Genomic DNA, 18,876 nt, shown 5'->3' with positions numbered 1-18,876 from the left:
CACAAGCCTCAAGGCAGTGATTAACCCGTGGGAGCGGGCGTGCCCGCGAAGGGCTGCAATGCAGCCCCCATCGATCTTTAGCCGATCATTTGCTTCAGCAGCGCCGCATGACGCTGCTGCTGCTTCTTCAACAGCAGCCGATTCGAGCGGAACACCGCTTTCAAGTCTGCCAGCGCCGCGTCGAAATCATCATTGATGATCACGTAGTCATACTCGTCGTAGTGCACCATCTCGCTGACCGCTTCCTTCATGCGCCCGGCAATGATCTCTTCGCTGTCCTGCCCGCGTCCGTCCAGGCGGTGGCGAAGCGCCTCCTGACTTGGAGGCAGGATGAACACCGACAGCGCCTCTGGCATCAGCTTGCGCACTTGCTGGGCACCTTGCCAGTCGATTTCCAGGATCAGGTCGTAGCCTTGGTCCAGGGTGTGCTGCAGCGCGCTGCGCGAAGTACCGTAGAAGTTGCCGAACACTTCGGCATGCTCCAGAAAGTCTCCTTGCGCGATCAGCGTCTTGAACTCCTCGTGGACGACGAAGTGATAGTTCACCCCGTGCTGCTCGCCCGGGCGCATGGCGCGGGTAGTGTGCGAGACCGAGACGCGAATCTGCTGGTCGTCTTTGGTCAGGGCGGTGACCAGGCTGGTCTTGCCGGCACCCGAGGGGGCCGAAACGATGTAGAGGGTGCCGCTGCTGTGGTTCATGGTCGGGGTGGCCTTACTCGATGTTCTGTACTTGTTCACGCATCTGTTCGATCAGTACCTTCAGGTTGACCGCCGCTTGCGTGCTGCGTGGGTCGAAGGCCTTGGAGCCAAGGGTGTTGGCCTCGCGGTTGAGCTCCTGCATCAGGAAGTCCAGGCGCCGGCCAGCGGCGCCGCCACCCTTGAGCACGCGGCGCACTTCGGTGACGTGGGTGCTGAGGCGGTCGAGTTCCTCTGCCACGTCGCTTTTCTGGGCCAGCAGTACCATCTCTTGCTCCAGGCGCTGTGGGTCCAGCTCGGCTTGCATGTCGCCGAAGCGGTCGAGAATCTTCTGCCGCTGCGCCGCCAGCATCTGCGGCACCAGGGCGCGCAGGGTCGTGACTTCGCTGGCCATGTTGTCCAGGCGTTCGTTGATCAGCCGCGCCAGTTCCTGGCCTTCGCGCTGGCGCCCGGCCTTGAGTTCGGCCAACGCTTCGTCGAACAGCGCCATGGCTTCGGCGTTCAGTGCCTGTGGGTCGCTGGTGTCGGCCACCAGCACGCCTGGCCATGACAGCACTTCCAGCGGGTTCAGGGGGGCAGGCTGCTTGATCAGGCTGGCCACTTCCTCGGCGGCGGCAACCAGTTGCGCGGCGCGCTCATGGTCCACTTTCAGCGGTTTGCCATTACTGTCTTCGTTGAGGCGCAAGGTGCATTCCACCTTGCCGCGTGACAGGCCCTGGCGCAGGCCTTCACGTACACCGCCTTCGAGGTCGCGCAGGGCCTCGGGCAGGCGCAGGTGCGGCTCCAGGTAACGGTGGTTGACCGAACGCAGCTCCCAGACCAGGGTGCCTTGGCTGCCGGCGCGCTCGACACGAGCAAAAGCGGTCATGCTGTGCACCATGGGGAGTACCTCGCGTAGATGAATGAACGGTGGGAGCCTCTCGGCTGCAAGGCGCAGGATTGTAGCGCAGTGTCGCCGTGGCGCCCAATCCGCCTATGTTACCGACGGGTGGCTACTGCGGTAGGAAAAGGCGACGGGCTGTGCCGGGCGCGACAATAGGCATGTCTTCCCCGGGCTGCGGGCTCTATAATGCTCGGCAGATTCAAAGTCCCAGTACAGGTATCCCAGATGAAACGTCCAAGTGGTCGCGTTGCCGATCAGCTCCGCTCGATCCGCATCACCCGCAACTACACCAAGCACGCCGAAGGGTCGGTACTGGTCGAGTTCGGTGACACCAAAGTCATCTGCACGGTCAGCGTTGAAAACGGTGTACCGCGCTTCCTCAAAGGCCAGGGCCAAGGCTGGCTGACCGCCGAGTATGGCATGCTGCCGCGCTCCACCGGCGAACGTAACCAGCGTGAGGCCAGCCGTGGCAAGCAGGGTGGCCGCACCCTGGAAATCCAGCGCCTGATCGGCCGTTCGCTGCGCGCCGCGCTGGACATGAGCAAGCTCGGTGACATCACCCTGTACGTCGATTGCGACGTGATCCAGGCCGATGGCGGTACCCGTACCGCGTCCATCACCGGCGCCATGGTTGCCTTGTGCGACGCTTTGGCAGTGATCAAGAAGCGCGGCGGCCTCAAGGGCGGCAACCCGCTCAAGCACATGATCGCAGCGGTATCTGTCGGCATGTACCAGGGCGAAGCGGTGCTCGACCTGGACTACCTGGAAGACTCCGCAGCCGAAACCGACCTGAATGTGGTCATGACCAGCGCTGGTGGTTTCATCGAAGTGCAGGGTACTGCCGAAGGCGCACCGTTCCAGCCGGAAGATTTCAACGCCATGCTCGCTCTGGCGCAGAAGGGCATGAACGAGATTTTCGAGCTGCAGCAGGCAGCACTGGCTGACTGAAGCCAGCCACGGAGGTGCGGGGCATGAGCGATTCGAACCTGTCGATCACCCCGCCCAATGCCGAAATCCGGCAATGGGCGATGTTCTGCCACCTCTCCGCGCTGTTGGGCCTGGTAGTGCCGCTCGGGCACCTGCTGGGCCCGCTGGTGCTATGGCACCTCAAGCGCGAGCAAGACCCTTTTATCGACGCCCAGGGCAAAGAGGCGCTGAACTTTCAAATCAGCGTGACCATTGCCGGGTTCATCTGCTTTCTGCTGATGTTCGTGTTTATCGGGCTGGTGCTGTTTGCCATGCTCACGGTGGCAGTGATGATATTGATCATCATTGCGGCGGTGCGGGCGAATGAGGGCAAGCCTTATCGCTACCCGATGATCTGGCGGCCGATCAAATAGCCATTGGGGCTGCAACGCAGCCCCAATGGCCGTTTAGATGGTCAGCGTCCAGTCATAGTCGACGATCAGCGGCGCATGCTGGGAGAAGCGTGGCTGACGCGGCAGGCGAGCGTTGCGTACAAAGCGGCGCAGGCCCGGGGTGAGAATCTGGTAGTCGAACCGGTAGCCCAGGTTGAGCATCTCGGCCTGCTCGTTGTCTGGCCACCAGCTGTACTGGTCGCCTTCACGGCTGACTTCGCGCAAGGCATCGACATACCCCATCTCGCCAGTGATTGCATCCATCCAGGCGCGTTCTGGCGCCAGGAAGCCTGGCGACTGCTGGCTGTCACGCCAGTTTTTGATGTCGAGCTTCTGCTGCGCCACGTAGAACGAGCCGCAATAGATGTATTCGCGACGCTTGCGACGCTGCTTGTCCAGGTACTTGGCGAAGTCGTCCATCAACTTGAACTTCTGGTTCAAGTCTTCGTCGCCGTTCATGCCCGAAGGCAGCAGCAGGCTGGCAATACTGACTTTGTCGAAATCTGCTTGCAGGTAACGCCCGTAGCGGTCGGCTGTCTCGAAGCCCAGGCCGGTGATGACTGCCTTGGGCTGCATGCGCGAGTAAAGGGCCACACCACCTTGGGCAGGCACCTCCGCGTCGCAGGCATAAAGGAAATAGCCATCGAGCTGGAAAGCTGGGTCGTCGAGTTCAAAGGCCGAGGCGCGGGTATCCTGAAGGCAGATGACGTCGGCATTCTGGGCTTGCAGCCAGCTGAGCAAACCACGCTCGGCCGCAGCCTGAATGCCATTTACGTTCACACTGATGATCCGCATAAATGGCCCCATAAATCTCGTGCGTGTATGATACCCGAGCTCAACCCATTTAGCTAAATCCGTGGTGTCCGGGACTATTCATGCAGCCGTATCAGCGCGACTTTATCCGTTTTGCCATCGATCGCGGGGTACTGCGTTTCGGTGAATTCACCCTGAAATCGGGGCGTACCAGCCCGTATTTCTTCAATGCCGGCCTGTTCAACACCGGTTCCGCCCTGGCTGAACTAGGCCGTTGCTACGCCGCCGCCATCGTCGACAGCAAAATCCCCTTCGATGTGCTGTTCGGCCCGGCCTACAAAGGTATCCCTTTGGCGGCGACTACCGCCGTGGCCCTTGCCGACCAGCATCAGCTCGACGTGCCATGGTGCTTCAACCGCAAGGAAGCCAAGGACCACGGCGAAGGTGGCAGCCTGGTCGGCGCGCCGCTGGCCGGTGACGTGCTGATCATCGACGACGTGATTACCGCCGGTACCGCCATTCGTGAAGTCATGCAGATCATCAACGCCCAGCAGGCCAAGGCCGCTGGTGTACTGATTGCGCTGAACCGTGAAGAGCGCGGCAATGGCGAACTGTCGGCGATTCAGGAAGTGGAACGCGACTTCGGTATCCCGGTGGTCAGCATTGTTTCGCTGACCCAGGTGCTGGAGTTCCTGGCTGACGATCCACAGTTGAAGCAGCACCTGCCGGCTGTGGAGGCCTATCGGGCGCAGTACGGGATCTGATCCTGGCCTAGGAATGAAAAAGGCGACCTTCTTCAGAGGGTCGCCTTTTTTTGTGCCGCCTGATCTGGCCCTTTCGCGGGTAATCCCGCTCCTACACGGGGATTTCCTTTGTAGGAGCGGGTTTACCCGCGAAGAGGCCAGTGCAAGCTAGCCGATCAATCAGCGCGGCTTGCGGTTGGTAATCAGGGTGCCCACGCCGCTGTCGGTGAAAATCTCCAGCAGCACTGCATTCGGCACGCGGCCATCAATGATGTGCGAGCTGTTCACGCCGCCCTGCACCGCATCCAGCGCGCACTTGATCTTCGGCAGCATGCCGCCATAAATGGTGCCGTCAGCGATCAGTTCGTTGACCTGCTCGGTGGTCAGGCCCGTCAACACCTGACCCTGCTTGTCCATCAGGCCGGCGATGTTGGTCAGCAGCATCAGCTTCTCGGCCTTCAGCGCTTCGGCCACCTTGCCCGCCACCAGGTCGGCGTTGATGTTGTACGACTCACCGTTGGCACCCACGCCGATTGGCGCGATGACCGGGATGAAGTCGCCCTTCACCAGCATGTTCAACAGGTCGGTGTTCACGCTCACCACTTCACCGACGTGACCGATGTCGATGATTTCCGGGGTGGTCATCTCTGGTGTCTGGCGGCTGACGGTCAGCTTGCGGGCGCGGATCAGCTCGGCGTCCTTGCCGGTCAGGCCGATGGCGCTGCCGCCGTGGCGGTTGATCAGGTTGACGATGTCTTTGTTGACCTGGCCACCCAGCACCATCTCCACCACGTCCATGGTCGCCGAGTCGGTGACGCGCATGCCGTCGATGAAGTGGCTCTCGATCGACAAGCGCTTGAGCAGGTCGCCGATCTGCGGGCCACCGCCGTGGACCACCACCGGGTTGATGCCCACAGCCTTCATCAGCACGATGTCACGGGCGAAGCCCGTCTTGAGCTCCTCGCTCTCCATCGCGTTGCCGCCGTACTTGATCACCAGGGTCTTGCCGACAAAGCGGCGGATGTAAGGCAGTGCTTCGGACAAAACCTCGGCTACATGGGAAGCGGCATCGCGATCGAGGGTCATGCAGGGCTCCTGTAAGGAACAGATAGTCGGTCAGAACGGCAGTTGCAGCTCAGGCTCTACCCGCAGCAACTGGGTGCGGAAAACATCCTTGATACGTTGCAATTCGGCGTCGCTGTCGGCCTCGAAACGCAGCACCAGCACCGGGGTGGTGTTGGAGGCGCGTACCAGGCCCCAGCCGTTGGCGTAGTCGACCCGCACACCGTCGATGGTGGTCAGGTTGGCTTCGCCCCAGTCGGCGTCGCGTTGCAGTGCATCAATGATGCTGAATTTACCCTCGTCGGTCACATCAATATTGATTTCCGGCGTGGAAATATCGTTCGGGAAGGCGGCAAACAGGTTTTCGGCGCTCTGCTCGGTCTTGCTGAGGATCTCCAGCAGGCGCGCAGCGCTGTAGATACCGTCGTCAAAACCGTACCAACGTTCCTTGATGAAGATGTGACCGCTCATCTCGCCTGCCAGCAGCGAACCGGTCTGCTTCATCTTTTTCTTGATCAGCGAATGGCCGGTTTTCCACATCAAGGCGCTGCCACCGTGCTGTTCGATCAGCGGGGTCAGGCGGCGGGTGCATTTGACGTCGAAGATGATCTCGGCGCCCGGGTTGCGCGACAGCACGTCCTGGGCAAACAGCATCAGCAGGCGGTCGGGGTAGACGATGCTGCCGGTGTTGGTCACCACGCCAACGCGGTCGCCGTCACCGTCGAAGGCCAGGCCGATATCGGCACCGGTTTCCTTGACCTTGGCGATCAGGTCTTCGAGGTTCTCCGGCTTGCCCGGGTCCGGGTGGTGGTTGGGGAAGTTGCCGTCGACCTCGCAGAACAGCGGGATCACTTCGCAGCCCAGGGCTTCGATCAGTTGCGGTGCAATCACGCCAGCGGCGCCGTTGCCGCAGTCCACCACCACCTTGAGCTTTTTCGCCAGCTTTACGTCGCCGACGATCTGCTGGAAGTAGCGGTCGAGGATCTCGACCTTTTCCACGCGGCCTTGGGCCAGGGTCAGGTCGTTGGTTTTCAGGCGGGTCAGCAGGGCCTGGATCTGTTCGTTGGCCAAGGTGTCACCGGCGATGACGATCTTGAAACCGTTGTAGTCCGAAGGGTTGTGGCTGCCGGTCAGCATCACACCGGACTTTCCGGCCAGCACGTTGGCTGCGTAGTACAGCGCCGGGGTAGGCACCAGACCGACGTCGCTGACGTGGCAGCCCGCATCGACCAGGCCTTTGATCAGCTGTTCCACCAGCATCGGGCCCGACAGGCGGCCATCGCGCCCTACCGAAACCTGCGGTTCGCCCTGGGCCAGGCTTTGCGCGCCGATGGCGCGGCCGATCCAGTAGGCGGTTTCGGCGTGAAGGGTCTTGCCGACCACGCCGCGTATGTCATATGCGCGGAAAATGCTGTCGGGCAATGCGGCGGGGACCAGGTGGGCCATGTCGTTCATCTCTGGAAGCTCCATTAGTCAAAGGCTTTCTGGGCAGGCGCAAACTGAACGCTTGGACGGTGGTTTCGCCAGAGAGTTCGCCATCCTTGGCCTGAACGGTCATTTGCCGGCTCAGTGGCTGCCGGAGTGGCCGAAGCCGCCAGCGCCACGCTGGCTTTCGTCGAATGCTTCGACGATGTCGAAGTGAGCCTGCACCACCGGTACCAGCACCAGCTGGGCGATGCGCTCGCCAACCGCGATGGTGAACGGCGTGTTGCCGCGGTTCCAGCACGACACCATCAGCTCGCCCTGGTAGTCCGAATCGATCAGGCCGACCAGGTTGCCCAGCACGATGCCGTGCTTATGGCCCAGGCCCGAGCGCGGCAGGATGACTGCTGCCAGACCCGGGTCGCCGATGTAGATCGACAGGCCGGTAGGAATCAGGATGGTCTGGCCCGGTTCGAGGAGGGTGTCTTCCTTGAGCAGAGCGCGCAGGTCGAGGCCGGCGGAGCCGGGGGTAGCGTACGCGGGTAGCGGGAATTCGCTGCCCAGGCGTGGGTCGAGGATCTTGGCTTGAAGAGCGTGCATGTAACTTATTGAACCTGGTTAAGCCGTTCGGCGATGAAGGCGACCAGTTGCCGGGCGATCTTGCCCTTGCTGGTCTGCGCGAAGAGGGTCTGGTGCTGCTGGCGGTCGATCACGGTCAAGGCGTTTTCTTCGCTGTTGAAGCCGATGCTGGGGTTGGCCACATCATTGGCGACGATCAGGTCGAGGTTCTTGTCCTTGAGCTTGCGCGTGGCGTAATCGAGCAGGTGCTCGGTTTCGGCGGCAAAGCCGACGCTGAACGGGCGGTCGGCGCGGCCAGCAATGGTGGCAAGGATATCGGGATTACGCACCATCTGCAGCAGCATGCCGTCGCCGGTCGTAGGATCTTTCTTCAGTTTTTGTGTGGCAACGACTTCGGGGCGGTAGTCCGCAACCGCTGCCGAGGCAATGAACAGGTCGCACGGCATGGCCGCTTCACAGGCCGCGAGCATGTCTCGCGCGCTGACGACGTCGATGCGGCTGACCCGGTCAGGGGTCGGCAAGTGCACAGGGCCCGTGACGAGGGTCACCCGAGCCCCTGCTTCGGCGGCCGCTTCGGCCAGGGCGAAGCCCATCTTGCCGGAGCTATGATTGGTGATGTAGCGCACCGGGTCGATGTTTTCCTGGGTCGGCCCGGCGGTGATCAGCACGTGCTTGCCGGTCAGTGCCTGGCGCTTGAAGCTTTCCGCGGCGCACCAGGCCAGGTCGGTGGCTTCTAGCATGCGCCCCAGGCCGACGTCGCCACAGGCCTGGCTGCCGGATGCCGGGCCGAACACCTGAATGCCACGGCTCTTGAGCAGCTCGAGGTTGGCCTGGGTGGCCGGGTCGCGCCACATGGCCTGGTTCATCGCCGGCGCCACGGCGACGGTGGCGTCAGTGGCCAGCACCAGCGTAGTCAGCAGGTCGTCTGCCATGCCCTGGGCCATGCGTGCCATGAGGTCGGCGGTGGCTGGGGCGATCAACACCAGGTCCGCCCACTTGGCCAGTTCGATATGGCCCATGGCTGCTTCGGCGGCCGGGTCGAGCAGGTCCATGTGCACGGGGTGGCCCGACAGCGCCTGCAGGGTCAGCGGGGTGATGAATTCGGCACCACCCCGTGTCATGACGACGCGCACCTGCGCGCCGTGCTCGAGGAGACGGCGAATCAGCTCGGCGCTTTTGTAGGCGGCAATGCCGCCACCCACGCCGAGAACGATGCGCTTGCGATACAGCCGCTGCATAGGCTTGCCTTTTTCCAGTGAGAGCGGGCGGCGACGTTTGAAAATGCCTGCGGCGGAACGTCGCATGTACGAGGCGAAATAGATTAACACAGGGCCGAAATGGGCCGCAGCAAAGGCAGGGGCGGAATGAACATCAGGGAGTGGCCGGCGCAAGAACGGCCTAGGGAGAAGTTGTTGCAGCGCGGGGCAGGGAGCCTGACAGATACGGAGCTGCTGGCCGTTTTTCTCGGCTCAGGCATACGTGGGCGCAATGTCGTGGAGCTATCGCGAGGCTTGTTGGTGAAGTTCGGCAGCTTGCGCCGGTTGCTGGAGGCCGACCGCGAGGCCTTCGTCGGCGAGCTCGGGTTGGGCCCGGTGAGGTACAGCCAGCTGCAGGCACTGCTTGAGATCGGCCGCAGGCACCTTGCAACGTCGATTGAGCGGGAGTCTGCCATGGACAGCCCGGCAGCGGTGCGACGCTACTTGAAAGCCATGCTCAGGCATGAGGCCAGCGAGGTGTTCGGGTGTCTGTTTCTCGATACCAAGCACCGGCCACTGGCATTCGAGATCCTGTTCAGGGGCACGATAGATCGGGCGAGTGTCTATCCGCGAGAGGTGGTGCGGCGGGCGCTGGTGCACAACGCTGCGGCATTGATCCTGTGCCACAACCATCCTTCAGGAATCAGTGAACCGAGTCAGGACGATGTGCATTTGACCCTGTCGTTGAAGCGGGGGCTGGCGTTGATCGATGTGCGGGTGCTGGATCACATCATCATTGGTGATGGGGAGCCGTTGTCGATGGTCGAGCATGGGTGGATTGTGGTCTGAAGAAGCCTGTGGAACTTGTGCCGCCAGTGTCGGCCCTTTCGCGGGTGAACCCGCTCCTACAGGGGTAGCGTCAACTGCCAGGCTGGCGCTGTCCTGTAGGAGCGGGTTCACCCGCGAAGAGGCCGGTACAGGCTTACTTGGTCACCGTCACCTTGCTGAAATCCAGCCGCCCGAACGGGCTCACCTGGTACCCCTCGACGCCTTGGCGCAGCAAGGTCGCCGCCGTCGGGTGCGCCAGTGGCACCCACAGCGCCTGCTGCTGGATCAGTGTCTGCGCCTGCTGGTACAGCCGGCTGCGCACGCTCTGGTCGTTGGTGGTGCGCCCGGCGCTGATCAGCTGGTCGAGGCGGCTGTCGCAGAAGCGTGCGAAGTTGGTCCCTGACTCGACCGCCGCGCAGGAAAACTGCGGGCTGAGGAAGTTGTCCGGGTCGCCGTTGTCGCCCGCCCAGCCCATGAACAGCAAGTCATGCTCGCCAGCCTTGGCGCGGCGTATCAGTTCGCCCCACTCGATCACGCGGATCTCCGCTTTCACGCCAATCTTCGCCAGGTCGGCTTGCAGCATCTGCGCGCCAAGGCTGGGGTTGGGGTTGAGCAGGCTTCCCGAGGGACGGGTCCAGATGGTGGTACTGAAGCCTTCGGCCAGCCCGGCCTTGGTCAGCAGGGCCTTGGCTTTCTTCAGGTCCAGCGGGTAGCCGGGCAGGTCCTTGGCGTAGCTCCAGGTATTAGGCGGGTAGGGGCCGTTGGCAGCCACCGCAGAGTCTTCGAACACGGCCTTGAGGTAGGCCTGCCTGTCGAAAGCCAGGTTGATCGCCTGGCGCACTTCCGGCTTGTCCAGCGGCGGGTGCTGGCTGTTGATGGCGACGAAGGCAGTCATGAATGCCGGGGTGGTGGCCACCTTGAGGTTACCGTCCTTGCCCGCTTCGGCAATGTCCAACGGCTTGGGCGACAGGGCAACCTGGCACTCGCCACGCTTGAGCTTCTGCAGGCGCACGTTGGCATCGGTGGTGATGGCGAAGATCAGCGGGTCGACCGCCGGCTTGCCGGCGAAGTAGTCCGGGTTGGCGCGGTAGCGCACCACGGCGTCTTTCTGGAAACGCTGGAACACGAACGGCCCGGTGCCGATCGGTTGGTTGTTGAGCTTTTCCGGTGTGCCGGCCTTGAGCAGCTTGTCGGCGTATTCGGCGGAGTAGATCGAGGCGAAGCCCATGCTCAGGGTGGCCAGGAAGGTGGCGTCCGGGTGGCTGAGGGTGAAGCGCACGGTGTTCGGCGACGGTGCCTCGATCGCCTTGATCAGGCTGCCCAGCTGCAGCGATTGGGCATGCGGGTAGCCGCCCGGCGCAGTCTTGTGCCAGGCATGGGCCGGGTAGAGCATGCGCTGGAAGCTGAACAGCACGTCGTCGGCATTCAGCTTGCGGCTTGGCTTGAAGTAGGGGGTGCTGTGAAACTTGACGTCATCGCGCAGGGTGAAGTCATACACCAGGCCGTCGGCCGATACCGTCCAGCTGGTCGCCAGGCTCGGCACCACCTTGCCTTGCGCCGCATCGAACTCCACCAGGCGGTTCATCAGCACGTCGGCGGTGGCGTTGGTGGTGGTGAGCGAGTTGTACTGCACCACGTCGAAACCTTCGGGGCTGGCCTCGCTGCAAACGCTCAGCGGAGCGGCCTGGGCAGCGCCAGTGGCGAACAGGGTGGTGAACAATAAGGAAAGTGCGGCGACACGCATGGTGGCTCCTTGGCTGTCAGTGGCCCATCTGCCAGTGCAGTCTGGAAAAGGCTTACCCTAGTGCGCCCGCCGGCAAATGACCACACCCTTTTTTGCAAATCTTGCGACGAGCGGTCGACGACTGGCGGGGCCTGCCGCTATGCTGGCCCGGCGCGTTCTGGCTAGCGGTAATGTGCATCTACTGTTGTTGCAGCCAAGTCTTTCTGGTATAAAGCAGCGCTCTTTTCTAGGGGCTCGGCCTGTCGCATAAGCGGATCCGGTCGATAAGGCCTCCAGAATCACGGCGCTCAGGCGCCAAAGACTGAGAGATTAAGCGGCCAACCCATGCCGGGTTGGGCATGTGGTTTTAGAGGGCTGAGTCATGTCGAGAGTCTGTCAAGTTACTGGTAAGGGTCCAGTAACCGGGAACAACATTTCCCACGCAAACAACAAAACCCGTCGTCGTTTCCTGCCGAACCTGCAGCACCACCGTTTCTGGGTTGAATCCGAGAAGCGTTTCGTGCGTCTGCGCGTTTCCGCCAAAGGCATGCGTATCATCGACAAGCGCGGCATCGACGCCGTTCTGGTTGACATCCGTAAAGCTGGCGCCAAGGTTTAAGGGAGAGCATCATGCGTGAATTGATCCGTCTGGTTTCGAGTGCCGGCACCGGCCACTTCTACACCACCGACAAGAACAAGCGCACCACCCCGGACAAAATCGAGATCAAGAAATATGATCCGGTTGTTCGCAAGCACGTGGTGTACAAGGAAGCCAAGATCAAGTAATTGATCGGCGACCTGAAAAAAACCCGCCTCCTTTCGGATGCGGGTTTTTTTTTGGCTGTTGCAGGGTCAGTTGAAGTCGAAGCCCTGGATCAGCAGGTCGGCACCGGCCTTGATCTGGATGCGCTCGACGTCGTACTCGCGGGTGCACATCTCGTTTGGGCCGACCACCCGGGTGCGGCCGGTGAGGGTGCGGATGGTGTCTTTGAGCGCTGGCGCGTAAGGGGTGCCGACCAGGTGGGCAAGGGTTCGCAGCACTTCTTCGTTGGTCATGGCGTTCTTCCTGTTGAAGTTGGATGGCCCGACATGGGCAGGGCCATCCTCACGCATGCCTGCGCACTGCCTGCGCTACATAGATACTTCTGTGGTTATTTCTGCTCGAACATCACATAGATCTTGCGGCACGGCTCCAGCACCTCCCAAGTGCCTTTGAAGCCGGCGGGGATGACGAACCGATCGCCGGCACGCAGGGTTTTCGCCCCACCGTCCTGGTCGCGCAGCACCGAAACGCCCTGGACGATCTCGCAGTATTCGTGCTCCGTGTAGTTCACTGTCCACTGGCCCACCTCACCTTCCCATACGCCAGCGGCAAACTGCCCGCACGGGCTGGAATAATGGTTGTAGACCGCCTGGTCCGGCTCGCCCTTGAGGATTTTCTCTGCAGCCGGGCGGTAGCGTTCGGCCTCGGTGATGACCTGGGCGAAGTCGATGATGCTATCAATGCTCATGGTTCGGCTCCTGTTGTTGTTTAATAAAATGAACATCAGTAGGCTTTTGAGCCTCTCGTGTCAAATATATTGATAGTTTACCCCGGCTGGTTTAGGGTATCGCTTGCCAGTGTGCGCGTGGCGCCCGGCCAGAATTCTGACAACGCCTGTGAGTCCTCAGTGCGGCGTTGCACCTAAACAAGAGGAGGAGTTTCGTATGACCACCCTGACCCGTGCGGACTGGGAACAACGTGCCCAGCAACTGAAGATCGAAGGCCGTGCCTTCATCAACGGCGAATACACCGATGCCGTATCCGGTGAAACCTTCGAGTGCCTGAGCCCGGTCGACGGACGCTTCCTGGCCAAGGTTGCCAGCTGCGACCTGGCCGATGCCAACCGCGCTGTTGAAAACGCCCGTGCCACCTTCAACTCCGGCGTGTGGTCGCAGCTGGCCCCGGCCAAGCGCAAGGCCAAGCTGATCCGCTTCGCCGACCTGCTGCGCAAGAACGTCGAAGAGCTGGCGCTGCTGGAAACGCTGGACATGGGCAAGCCGATTGGCGACTCCTCCAGCATCGACATCCCTGGTGCGGCCCAAGCCATCCACTGGACTGCCGAAGCCATCGACAAGGTCTACGACGAAGTTGCCCCGACCCCGCATGACCAGCTTGGCCTGGTTACCCGCGAGCCGGTAGGTGTGGTCGGTGCCATCGTACCTTGGAACTTCCCGCTGCTGATGGCCTGCTGGAAGCTCGGCCCGGCGTTGGCCACCGGTAACTCGGTCGTGCTCAAGCCGTCCGAAAAATCGCCGCTGACTGCCATCCGCATCGCCCAACTGGCAATCGAAGCCGGTATCCCGGCTGGCGTGCTGAACGTGCTGCCAGGCTATGGCCACACCGTGGGCAAGGCACTGGCCCTGCACATGGACGTCGATACCCTGGTGTTCACCGGTTCGACCAAGATCGCCAAGCAGCTGATGGTTTACGCGGGCGAGTCGAACATGAAGCGCATCTGGCTGGAAGCCGGTGGCAAGAGCCCGAACATCGTCTTTGCCGACGCCCCGGACCTGCAAGCTGCCGCCGAAGCCGCCGCCAGCGCCATCGCCTTCAACCAGGGCGAAGTGTGCACTGCAGGTTCCCGACTGCTGGTCGAGCGTTCGATCAAGGACAAGTTCCTGCCGATGGTGGTAGAGGCCCTGAAAGGCTGGAAGCCAGGCAACCCGCTGGACCCGCAGACTACTGTCGGTGCCTTGGTCGATACCCAGCAGATGAACACCGTACTGTCGTACATCGAGGCTGGCCACAAGGACGGCGCCAAGCTGCTGGCCGGCGGCAAGCGCACCCTGGAAGAGACCGGCGGCACCTACGTCGAGCCGACCATCTTCGACGGCGTGACTAATGCCATGCGCATTGCCCAGGAAGAAATCTTCGGCCCGGTGCTGTCGGTGATTGCCTTCGACACCGCCGAAGAAGCCGTGGCCATTGCCAACGACACCCCGTATGGCCTGGCAGCCGGTATCTGGACCTCGGACATTTCCAAGGCCCACAAGACCGCCCGTGCCGTGCGTGCGGGCAGCGTCTGGGTCAACCAGTACGATGGTGGCGACATGACCGCGCCGTTCGGTGGCTTCAAACAGTCGGGCAACGGCCGTGACAAGTCGCTGCACGCACTGGAGAAGTACACCGAGCTGAAGGCGACCTGGATCAAGCTGTAACCCGGTAGGTCCTTTTCGCGGGCAAGCCCGCTCCTGCAGGTCTTCGCGACCGATGCAGGAGCGGGCTTGCCCGCAAATGGGCCCCTGGAAATATTGGCTGGGAGGCTGCAATGCGTTGGGGTACCTACTTCGCCGTACTGGCATCGGTGCTCAGTGTCGGGCTGGCGCTCGGCGTGAGCATGCCGCTGGTGTCCCTGCGCCTGGAGGCCTGGGGCTACGGCAGCTTCGCCATCGGCGTGATGGCGGCAATGCCGGCGTTGGGCGTACTGGCCGGCGCCAGCCTGGCCAGCCGCCTGGCAGGGTGGGTTGGCGTACCGTCGGCGATGCGCCTGTGCCTGTGGGGCGGGGCGCTGTCGATTGGCCTGCTCGCGCTGCTGCCCAGTTACCCGTTATGGCTGCTGCTGCGGCTGATGATCGGCATGTCCCTGACCGTGGTGTTCATCCTTGGCGAAAGCTGGATCAACCAACTGGTGGTCGAACAGTGGCGTGGCCGGTTGGTGGCGCTGTATGGCAGCAGCTACGCCCTGAGCCAGTTGGCCGGGCCGTTGGTGCTGGGTTTCCTCGGCTCTGATGACGACTTCGGCTTCTGGGCGGCGACCGGCCTGCTGCTGGCCGCGCCGCTGGTTCTGCTGGGGCGTGGTGGGGCGCCGAGCACGGAAGCCTGCAGTGTCACCTTTGGCGACCTGTTCGCTTTCTGCCGACGCTTGCCGGTAATTGCCTGGGCCATTGCCCTGTTCGCCTCGTTCGAGGCGATGATCCTCACCTTGCTGCCGGTGTATTGCCTGCAGCAGGGCTTCAGTACCGAAATCGCCTTGTTCATGGTGAGTACCGTGGTGGTGGGTGATGCGGTGCTGCAGTTGCCCATCGGCGCGCTGGCCGACCATATGTCGCGACGTACCTTGTTCACTGGCTGCGCGGTAACCCTGCTGGTGTCCAGCCTGGCGATCCCGCTGCTGTTGCACACACCGGTTATCTGGCCATTGTGGGTGTTGTTCGGCGCCAGTGCCGGCGGCCTGTTCACCTTGTCGCTGGTGCTGATCGGTGAGCGCTACCGCGATGATGAGTTGGTACGGGCCAATGCCCACGTGGCTCAGCTGTGGGGTATTGGCTGTTTGCTCGGGCCGTTGTTGGCGGGGGCGGGGAGCCAGTGGGTCAGCGGGCATGCATTGCTGTTCCTGATGGCGGCCGGGGCTGCGGGGTTGGTGGTATTGACCCGGCGGCGCGGAGCCTTTGAGCCGGTTTCTGCCTGATGATTGTTGGGGGCCGCAAGGCCCACGGAATCGCAGCTACAGCATCTTCTCCAAGCCAACCGCCTTGCTGATCCAGGCATTGAGCCGCCGCCAGACCCCACCCGGCTCAGACGTCAGCACGTGCCGTTGGCCATTGTCCTCGGTCGCCCATACCAGCTTGTTACCTATCAGTTTCACCTGATAGCTCAGCGCTGGCGCCATACCCTGCTGGGCCAGCTCGCGGGTGTATTCGGCCAGCTCCGGGCTGTCCACCAGTACCCCAACCTCGGTGTTCCACAATACTGAGCGCGGGTCGAAGTTGAACGAGCCGATGAAGGTCTTGCGCCGGTCGAACACGATCGCCTTGGTGTGCAGGCTCGAATCCGAGCTGCCACGGAAACTCAGTCGCCCCGCGCTGGGGTCGCCTGGCTGGCGGCGAAGCTCGTAAAGCTGCACCCCGTGCTCAAGCAAGGCACGACGATAGGGTGCATAGCCTCCATGCACTGCCGGCACGTCGGTGGCTTCCAGCGAGTTGGTCAGCAGCTTCACCGAAACGCCAGCGTCGGCGCGGCCGGTCAGGTACAGCAGCCCCGGTTCGCCCGGTACAAAGTAGGCCGATGTCAGGACCAACTCGCGGTGAACGTTAGCCAGGTCCGGTGCCAGTTGCTGGCTCAGCAGTAATTGCGGGTCCGGTTCGCCTTCGGCCAACACCTTGCTGGGCGCATCCCATAGCGCCTGTGCGTGAGCCCAGATCAGCTCGTTGCGCCACACATCCAGGCGCGGCTGCGACTGGTAGGCCATCAAGCGGTCGTACAGGGCCTTGCGCTGGGTCCTGGCTTTGGCCAGCGACACTTCCAGGCGCTGGCGGCTGGCCCGCAGGTCGTTGGCATCCGGGTCATGCCAGAGGAAGTCGGTGATCGGCCGGCTGAGGGCGCTGTTCCAGTATTGGTCGAAGCTGTGCCCCAGCTGCTCGGCTACCGGGCCCACGCCCAGCAGGTCGATGTCGGTGAAGTTGAGGTTGGGCTCGGCATCGAAATACTCGTCGCCCAGGTTGCGCCCGCCGACGATGGCCATGCTGTTGTCCACCAGGAACAGTTTGTTGTGCATGCGCCGGTGCTGGCGCGACAAGTTGAACAGCCGGCCCACGGCGCGCGTAACGCCGGTACTGCGCCCCAGATGCAGTGGGTTGAACACACGAATCTGGATGTTCGGGTGGGCATCGAGGGTGCCCATGACAGTGTCCAGGCCGTCGCTGGTGGTGTCGTCGAGCAGGATGCGCACGCGCACGCCACGGTCGGCAGCGCGCAGCAGTTCATGCACAAGGGCGCGGGTACTGAGGCCGTCGTGGACGATGTAGTACTGCAGGTCGATGCTCGCCTGGGCGTTGCGTATCAGTTCGGCGCGGGCGCGAAATGCCTCATTGCTGTTGGGCAGCAGGCGAAAGCCCGAGCGGCCGCCATAGGGCGCGGCCTGGCGCAGCACCGAGCGGCCAAAGGCCGAGTCGTGGGCAGGCAACGCCTGACTGGTTTCGCGGGGCGCGCTGATGCTTGTGCAACCGGCAAGGCCGAGCAACAACACCAGCAGCAGAGGCAAGGCTCGCTGGAGTCTCAAGGGTGGACCGTCCTGTGCAGCAAGGGCTTTAGGGGTTTGACCGTGACGGGCGGCGCAAAGTTACGCGTCGGCGCTTTCGTCATCCAGTAGACGAAGGGCGGTTTCACCAACCTTGCGCACGGAGGCTTCGATTTGCGGCGTTGGCCTGGCGGCGAAGTTCATGCGCAGGCAGTGGCGGAACTTGCCCGAGGCCGAAAAGATGCTGCCCACGGCCACCTGCACGCCCTGCTCCAGTAAAGCGCGGTTCAGCCGAAGCGTATCGAGATGTTCGGGTAATTCCACCCACAGCATGAAGCCGCCCTGGGGCCGGCTGACCCGGGTGCCCGCCGGGAAGTAGCGGGTCACCCAGTCGCCCATCAGGTCACGGCCACGCTGGTACTGGCTGCGCATGCGCCGCACATGGGGCTGGTAGTGCCCACCGGCGATGAAGTCAGCGATGGCCAGCTGAGGTTGGCTGGCGGTGCTGCCGGTGCTGATGTACTTCATGTGCAGCACGCGCTCCAGATAGCGCCCGGGCGCCACCCAGCCGATCCGCAGGCCGGGCGCGAGGGTTTTGGAGAACGAACTGCAGAGCAGCACGCGGCCATCGTCGTCGAACGACTTCAGGGTGCGTGGGCGTGGGTAGGTATAGGCCAGGTCGCCGTACACATCGTCTTCCAGAATCGCCACGTCATAGCGTTGGGCGAGGCTCAGCAGGGCCTTCTTGCGTGCCTCGGGCATGATGTAGCCCAGCGGGTTGTTGCAGCTGGGGGTGATCTGGATGAGCTTGATCGGCCACTGCTCCAGGGCCAGCTCCAGCGCCTCCAGGCTGATGCCGGTGACCGGGTCGGTGGGGATTTCCAGCGCTTTCATGCCCAAACCCTTGAGGGTTTGCATGGCGCCGTGGAAGCTGGGCGAGTCGACCGCGACGATGTCGCCTGGCTCGCAGACTGCGCGGATGCTGCATGACAGCGCCTCATGGCAGCCGGTGGTGATCACCAGGTCGGCCGGCCCCAGGCGGCAGCCGGAGTCGAGCATCAGCCGGGCCACCTGTTCGCGCAGGGCCAGGTTACCGTGGATGTTGTCGTAGTACAGGCCAGGCATGTCCTGGCGCCGGCTCAACTGGGCAAGGCTGCGCAGCAGCGGCTTCAGGGTGGGGCTGTCGATGTCGGGCATGCCGCGGCCGAGTTGCACCACATCCTGGCGCGGCGTACTGCGCACCAGCTCCAGCACCTGTTCCCACTGCGAGATGTCCACCGGGCGCTGGGCCGGGCGGCTGACTGCGGGCAGTGCCGGCAACTGGCGTTGGTCGCTGACGAAGTAGCCGGACTTGGGCCGCGGCGAGACCATGCCGCTGTCTTCGAGCATGCGATAGGCCTGCTGCACGGTGCTCAGGCTGACCCCGTGCTCCTCACTCAGTGCGCGCACGGACGGCAGGCGCTGGCCGGGGCGATAGAGCCCCTGCTCGATGCGGGCGCCGAGTATTTCGGCGAGATTCAGGTAGAGGGTCACGGCATACTCCTGCGCTGCATTGGCATAGCGACCGGTACAGTTGGGCTGAAAATACAGCATTCAGTCGGCCAGCGGCCAATTCTGTATGGGAATAATAAGGCT

The 18,876-nt window shown here is 62.7% G+C and carries 19 protein-coding genes and 1 pseudogene; 8 read left to right on the top strand and 12 right to left on the bottom strand.

Translation table 11 applies throughout. The features are described 5' to 3' along the window. Nucleotides 1-77: 77 nt before the first annotated feature. Both gmk and ACF8Q6_RS21075 read right to left on the bottom strand, forming a co-directional pair. A complete protein-coding gene (gene gmk, locus ACF8Q6_RS21080) occupies nt 78-698 on the bottom strand; it encodes a guanylate kinase (protein ID WP_004575215.1) in 621 nt (206 codons plus the stop codon). A 13-nt stretch (nt 699-711) separates the two neighbouring features. Further along, nucleotides 712-1,575 carry a YicC/YloC family endoribonuclease gene (locus ACF8Q6_RS21075; protein ID WP_019752794.1) on the bottom strand — a complete coding sequence of 288 codons (864 nt, stop codon included), beginning with the start codon at nt 1,573-1,575 and terminating at the stop codon, nt 712-714. Nucleotides 1,576-1,803: 228 nt separating this feature from the next. Here ACF8Q6_RS21075 and rph point away from each other — a divergent pair, with 228 nt between their 5' ends. After that, the gene (gene rph, locus ACF8Q6_RS21070; protein WP_003253397.1) at nt 1,804-2,526 is read left to right on the top strand and encodes a ribonuclease PH; all 723 of its coding nucleotides are present in this window, start codon (nt 1,804-1,806) and stop codon (nt 2,524-2,526) included. Nucleotides 2,527-2,549: 23 nt separating this feature from the next. After that, the gene (locus tag ACF8Q6_RS21065; RefSeq protein WP_003253399.1) at nt 2,550-2,918 is read left to right on the top strand and encodes a DUF4870 domain-containing protein; all 369 of its coding nucleotides are present in this window, start codon (nt 2,550-2,552) and stop codon (nt 2,916-2,918) included. A 33-nt stretch (nt 2,919-2,951) separates the two neighbouring features. Here the strand turns inward: ACF8Q6_RS21065 and ACF8Q6_RS21060 are convergent, their stop codons facing one another. After that, complete coding sequence (locus tag ACF8Q6_RS21060; RefSeq protein ID WP_003253401.1) at nt 2,952-3,731, bottom strand: exodeoxyribonuclease III; 780 nt, start codon at nt 3,729-3,731, stop codon at nt 2,952-2,954. Nucleotides 3,732-3,811: 80 nt separating this feature from the next. Here ACF8Q6_RS21060 and pyrE point away from each other — a divergent pair, with 80 nt between their 5' ends. Beyond that, entirely contained in the window at nt 3,812-4,453 is a 642-nt protein-coding gene (pyrE, locus tag ACF8Q6_RS21055; protein WP_003253405.1) for an orotate phosphoribosyltransferase, read from the top strand. A 159-nt stretch (nt 4,454-4,612) separates the two neighbouring features. Here pyrE and argB read toward each other — a convergent pair whose 3' ends face one another. The 4 genes and pseudogenes from argB to coaBC all read right to left on the bottom strand — a co-directional run bounded on the left by argB (nt 4,613) and on the right by coaBC (nt 8,733). Further along, complete coding sequence (argB, locus tag ACF8Q6_RS21050; RefSeq protein WP_004575216.1) at nt 4,613-5,518, bottom strand: acetylglutamate kinase; 906 nt, start codon at nt 5,516-5,518, stop codon at nt 4,613-4,615. Between the two features lie 30 nt (nt 5,519-5,548). After that, a pseudogene (locus ACF8Q6_RS21045) lies at nt 5,549-6,916 on the bottom strand (phosphomannomutase/phosphoglucomutase); the annotation flags it as partial. Between the two features lie 144 nt (nt 6,917-7,060). Further along, nucleotides 7,061-7,516 carry a dUTP diphosphatase gene (gene dut / locus ACF8Q6_RS21040; protein ID WP_003253408.1) on the bottom strand — a complete coding sequence of 152 codons (456 nt, stop codon included), beginning with the start codon at nt 7,514-7,516 and terminating at the stop codon, nt 7,061-7,063. Nucleotides 7,517-7,521: 5 nt separating this feature from the next. Continuing rightward, nucleotides 7,522-8,733, bottom strand: a complete 1,212-nt coding sequence (gene coaBC / locus ACF8Q6_RS21035; protein WP_003253409.1) for a bifunctional phosphopantothenoylcysteine decarboxylase/phosphopantothenate--cysteine ligase CoaBC — start codon at nt 8,731-8,733, stop codon at nt 7,522-7,524. 126 nt (nt 8,734-8,859) lie between these two features. Here coaBC and radC point away from each other — a divergent pair, with 126 nt between their 5' ends. Further along, entirely contained in the window at nt 8,860-9,540 is a 681-nt protein-coding gene (gene radC, locus ACF8Q6_RS21030; protein ID WP_392490223.1) for a DNA repair protein RadC, read from the top strand. Nucleotides 9,541-9,673: 133 nt separating this feature from the next. On the opposite strand, the gene ACF8Q6_RS21025 is transcribed toward radC, so the two are convergent. Continuing rightward, nucleotides 9,674-11,263 (bottom strand): ABC transporter substrate-binding protein, encoded by a 1,590-nt coding sequence (locus ACF8Q6_RS21025; protein ID WP_392491962.1) that lies wholly within the window; start codon nt 11,261-11,263, stop codon nt 9,674-9,676. 361 nt (nt 11,264-11,624) lie between these two features. Here ACF8Q6_RS21025 and rpmB point away from each other — a divergent pair, with 361 nt between their 5' ends. Both rpmB and rpmG read left to right on the top strand, forming a co-directional pair. Next, complete coding sequence (rpmB, locus tag ACF8Q6_RS21020) at nt 11,625-11,861, top strand: 50S ribosomal protein L28 (protein ID WP_003253504.1); 237 nt, start codon at nt 11,625-11,627, stop codon at nt 11,859-11,861. Nucleotides 11,862-11,872: 11 nt separating this feature from the next. Beyond that, entirely contained in the window at nt 11,873-12,028 is a 156-nt protein-coding gene (gene rpmG / locus ACF8Q6_RS21015) for a 50S ribosomal protein L33 (RefSeq protein WP_003253507.1), read from the top strand. 66 nt (nt 12,029-12,094) lie between these two features. Here rpmG and ACF8Q6_RS21010 read toward each other — a convergent pair whose 3' ends face one another. Both ACF8Q6_RS21010 and ACF8Q6_RS21005 read right to left on the bottom strand, forming a co-directional pair. Beyond that, nucleotides 12,095-12,298 (bottom strand): hypothetical protein, encoded by a 204-nt coding sequence (locus tag ACF8Q6_RS21010; RefSeq protein WP_020190325.1) that lies wholly within the window; start codon nt 12,296-12,298, stop codon nt 12,095-12,097. Between the two features lie 95 nt (nt 12,299-12,393). Continuing rightward, nucleotides 12,394-12,753 carry a cupin domain-containing protein gene (locus tag ACF8Q6_RS21005; RefSeq protein ID WP_003258971.1) on the bottom strand — a complete coding sequence of 120 codons (360 nt, stop codon included), beginning with the start codon at nt 12,751-12,753 and terminating at the stop codon, nt 12,394-12,396. Nucleotides 12,754-12,949: 196 nt separating this feature from the next. On the opposite strand from ACF8Q6_RS21005, the gene ACF8Q6_RS21000 reads away from it, so the two are divergent. Then, nucleotides 12,950-14,443 carry an aldehyde dehydrogenase gene (locus ACF8Q6_RS21000; protein WP_010955785.1) on the top strand — a complete coding sequence of 498 codons (1,494 nt, stop codon included), beginning with the start codon at nt 12,950-12,952 and terminating at the stop codon, nt 14,441-14,443. Nucleotides 14,444-14,553: 110 nt separating this feature from the next. Continuing rightward, nucleotides 14,554-15,693: an MFS transporter gene (locus tag ACF8Q6_RS20995; RefSeq protein ID WP_392491961.1), complete on the top strand. Its 1,140-nt coding sequence runs from the start codon at nt 14,554-14,556 to the stop codon at nt 15,691-15,693. 36 nt (nt 15,694-15,729) lie between these two features. Here ACF8Q6_RS20995 and ACF8Q6_RS20990 read toward each other — a convergent pair whose 3' ends face one another. Continuing rightward, nucleotides 15,730-17,283, bottom strand: coding sequence for a phospholipase D family protein (locus tag ACF8Q6_RS20990; protein ID WP_392491960.1), 1,554 nt, complete (start codon nt 17,281-17,283; stop codon nt 15,730-15,732). 60 nt (nt 17,284-17,343) lie between these two features. Further along, a complete protein-coding gene (locus tag ACF8Q6_RS20985; RefSeq protein WP_346641119.1) occupies nt 17,344-18,774 on the bottom strand; it encodes a PLP-dependent aminotransferase family protein in 1,431 nt (476 codons plus the stop codon). Nucleotides 18,775-18,876 lie beyond the last annotated feature (102 nt).

This window comes from Pseudomonas sp. GLN_2 (genome assembly GCF_043106005.1).
In the GTDB taxonomy this organism is placed as follows: Bacteria; Pseudomonadota; Gammaproteobacteria; order Pseudomonadales; family Pseudomonadaceae; genus Aquipseudomonas; species Aquipseudomonas alloputida.
The sequence above is the reverse complement of the archived record's forward strand: the minus strand, read 5'-3'. Positions and strand labels throughout refer to the sequence as shown.